Origin of the sequence: Paraburkholderia sp. 31.1 (assembly GCF_014397645.1) — a bacterium.
Lineage (GTDB): Bacteria > Pseudomonadota > Gammaproteobacteria > Burkholderiales > Burkholderiaceae > Paraburkholderia > Paraburkholderia tuberum.
The window spans coordinates 1-3,594 of record NZ_VZQN01000119.1; the positions used below are offsets into that span (position 1 = coordinate 1).

The following is a 3,594-nucleotide window of genomic DNA, read 5'->3' on the forward strand; positions in this document are numbered from 1 at the left end:
TGGCGCCGAATCTGCTGGAGCGCAATTTCACCGCCACTGCACCGAACCAGGTCTGGACGAGCGATATCACCTATCTGGCGACAGCCGAGGGGTGGGTGTACCTCGCGGTCATCATCGACCTGTTCAGTCAGTATGACTTCCCGTGAGGTGGAAGGCTGGCCTGACGTGTGAAATCAAACGCGGGTTAGCATGACTGCCAGAGCCGCACGGTGTGGACAGGGCCACACCCGGCGATTTCTGTCACGGAGGCCAGCAATGGAAAACGATAGCACAGTGTATGTAGGGCTCGACGTTCACAAGGACTCGATCGCAGTTGCCTATGCGCTGGGCACGGGTGAAGTGGAGCAACTGGGCAAGATCGGAACGACGAAGACCGATATTGACCGGTTATGCAAACGTCTGCAGTCCAAAGGACGACAGGTGCGCGTGGTCTACGAAGCCGGGCCAAGCGGTTATGGGCTTTACCGGGAGCTGGTTCAGAAAGGATTCGACTGCATGGTGTGTGCGCCGTCGCTGATTCCAAAAAAGCCCGGTGACCGCGTCAAGACAGACCGGCGTGACGCGATCAAGCTGGTGCGCGGACTGCGCGCGGGTGACCTCTCCGCGGTGTATGTGCCGGGCGTTGAAGATGAAGCATTCCGGGATCTGGCCCGCGCATGGGCGGCCGCGAAAGCCGATCTGCGGCAGGCACGGCAAAGACTGAAGTCATTCCTGCTCGCGCACGGTGTAGGTTATACCGGTACTGCTAATTGGGGACCGGCGCACCGGCGATGGATCAGTTCATTCTCGTTTCCCAGTCACTGGCAGCAAGTGGCCTTCGACGAACACCGCCGCGCGATCGAGGACAGGCTCACGCAATGTGAACGTATCGAGGCTGCCCTGCGCGAGGCCGTGATCGAGTGGCGGTTCTACCCGGCCGTGCTGGGCCTTCAGGCCATGCGCGGCGTACAGTTCACCACTGCGATCGGGATGCTATCGGAGCTTGGAGACCTGTCACGCTTTGAGCATCCGCGCCAGTTGATGGCATGGCTGGGCGTCATACCTTCTGAATACTCCTCCGGGGAGCGGCGGCGTCAGGGAAGCATTACGAAAACCGGCAACAGTTACGCCCGCAAACTGCTGGTCGAAGCCGCCTGGAGCTACCGCTTTCCCGCCCGTGTGAGTACAGATATCCAGCGCCGGCAAGAAGGCATACCCAAGCCCATCATCGATCGCGCCTGGGACGCACAGCTGCGGCTGTGCCGGCGATATCGCAAACTGGCAGCGCGCGGCAAGAATGCGAACATTGCTGTGGTTGCCGTGGCCCGTGAACTCGCGGGATTCATCTGGGACATTGGCCGACTGTCAATGTCCCAGGCTGTACCGGGCGGTGCACAGGGGGCAACACACCAGGTTCACCCTGCCGGCCACTGACGAACAGCAATCCGAAGGAGTTTCCTGAAGGCGGCGTAGCCCGGCACCCGAGCAACCCGCGCCCCGGCTGTGCAACGGATGTCATCCGATTTGCGGCTTCAGATAGCGGCAGGCTCATTGGGCGGAACACTGTAATGCGGTAACCAACCCGCGTATATCAGGGTGATCCACCGTCGAGACTTACTGCTACGTCGCCCTCAGGAAATTTAGCGTCCTGAAAAACCGAAAACCGATCTCTCTTGACACGGGAAGTCATATCAGCCGGCAGGTGGTGGGCTGGTCGATGCAGCCGCACATGAAGGCTGAGCTGGTCACAGACGCACTGCGTATGGCGTGGTTCCGGCGCCACCCGGAAGCCGGCGTAATCGTGCACAGCGACCGGGGTAGCCAGTATTGCAGCGGCCTGTTCCAGGACACGTTGAAGGCCTATGGCATGAGTTCGTCGATGAGCCGACGCGGCGATTGCTGGGATAACGCGCCGACCGAAAGTCTGTGGGGTTCGCTGAAGGTAGCACGCATGCATGGCCGGCACTTCGCCACGCGGCGTGCCGCAATGGATGAGGTGATCGACTGGCTGGGCTTTTACAATGCACGCCGGTTACACTCGACACTCGACTACGTCAGTCCCATGACATTCGAGAAAAACTGGTTCGCAGCCCAGCAAGGCGAGGCTGCGTAATTTCCTCGGTTAAGGGATTCGCCAAACAGGGGCAAGGTCACCTCTCCGGCCGAGAACTTCTTTCTGCTTTTCACTAGAATCCACTGCTTCCATCTCTCTACAGTCGCGGCGCCGAAAATGATCTGTCGGTAGGGATCAAGCGAGTTTACGTCGTCAGAAGCCCCACCAAGGAATCTAAAGGCACTCTTGTAGGTCAGTTCCTGATTGCCAATTGTCAGTGCTCGTTGGTCTCGTTCTTTTGGCGCAATCCGGATCCAGGCGTCAACAACTTCTTCCAGCGTGCCCGGGTATAGCGCTGGAATATGTCGCACCGCCCGGGACAGCTGCAAGAGTTCTTCTTTTGTTGGGGCGCGGGACTTTTGCTTTAGCGCAGGCTGTGGCCCCAGCAGGTTGGGTATTGGCTTCTCCCTGACTTGCACAGGTTTGCACTTCGGTGCACCGGGAATTATGGAGGACTCTGACGAAGGCGCCTCATCCGGACATCCGCTGACGTGTCTGGGGCGAGCGGCGAAATATGTATTTTTCCACGTTCGGGTGTGAACGTTCGTTAGGCAGATCTCGTGCGGACAGTAGAAAACCCAGTCCTCGGTAGCCCTTACTGCACGTGCGTACTCTACCGTGATCATCTTTTCGAGTTCCCAACACAACGCTTCGGTCATCAACTCGTCACGCATACTTCCCCCGAATTTCTCACAAAGTCAAAAAAAACATTCGCCGCTTCACTACAACTATATAGGGACTGAGGTTGAGTGACCGAAAGCGGCCGCACTGAGATCGACGACCTCACATCGTCTGTCGAACCAAGTCCTACCTTCTACACATGCAACTGACTACCCGGTAATGGCCACCATCCAGCTGTACAGAAGCCTCATCGATGCTCCGCGTCAATTTGCAGTGTGCGGTCCACTGCCAGCAGCCTCACTGGATCGGTCTTTTTCCACTGTGATTTCGGCACGAGCACGGACCATTCGGTGTTGGCCGTATTGTGGAAGAACGCCGCCACGCCTACGTAGTTCGCTGCGTCGCCGATCGGCTCCGAGATCTTCAATGTCTGCCCCGGTCCCAGCGTCACGTCCCGGCTCCAGAGCGTCGCGGCCTTCAGCGCCTCGTTGCCCGCGAGCAGTTGCGCGTAGGTCGCTGTTACGAAAGGCTTGTCGTCCTTCAACAGGTAGATGCGCAGCACAACCGGAAGCGACGCGCCACGCACATCCTCGTTCAGTGCGCCGCGTGCCGTCACCACGAGGTTCATCTGTTTGACTTTCGTCTTGAACACCGCGCGTGTGACATCCACGGTGCCGTCCTTCACCGACTGCCAGGTCCCGCATGCCGAGACGGCCAGCGCGAGGCCCACGCCGAGCGCACCCCGCAAAATCCGGACACTCATCACAAAGGTGCTCCCTCGAAGTCGATGCGAGGATAGACGGTCTCCTTGCCACCGATGCTCAGTACCAGTTGCATGGAAACATGAAGGCTCGCGTAGCGCCCCAGAAAGTGATTGAGCA

At 58.8% G+C, this 3,594-nt stretch carries 2 protein-coding genes and 2 pseudogenes; 3 read left to right on the forward strand and 1 reads right to left on the reverse strand.

From position 1 onward, the window contains the following. The 3 genes and pseudogenes from F6X37_RS35365 to F6X37_RS35375 all read left to right on the forward strand — a co-directional run. Window positions 1–131 (forward strand): annotated as a pseudogene (locus F6X37_RS35365) (DDE-type integrase/transposase/recombinase); the annotation flags it as partial. A 124-nt stretch (window positions 132–255) separates the two neighbouring features. Continuing rightward, window positions 256–1,413, forward strand: coding sequence for an IS110 family transposase (locus F6X37_RS35370; RefSeq protein ID WP_187614621.1), 1,158 nt, complete (start codon window positions 256–258; stop codon window positions 1,411–1,413). A 259-nt stretch (window positions 1,414–1,672) separates the two neighbouring features. Next, window positions 1,673–2,092 (forward strand): annotated as a pseudogene (locus tag F6X37_RS35375) (IS3 family transposase); the annotation flags it as partial. A gap of 868 nt (window positions 2,093–2,960) precedes the next feature. On the opposite strand, the gene tssJ reads toward F6X37_RS35375, so the two are convergent. After that, complete coding sequence (gene tssJ, locus F6X37_RS35380; RefSeq protein ID WP_187614622.1) at window positions 2,961–3,476, reverse strand: type VI secretion system lipoprotein TssJ; 516 nt, start codon at window positions 3,474–3,476, stop codon at window positions 2,961–2,963. Window positions 3,477–3,594 lie beyond the last annotated feature (118 nt).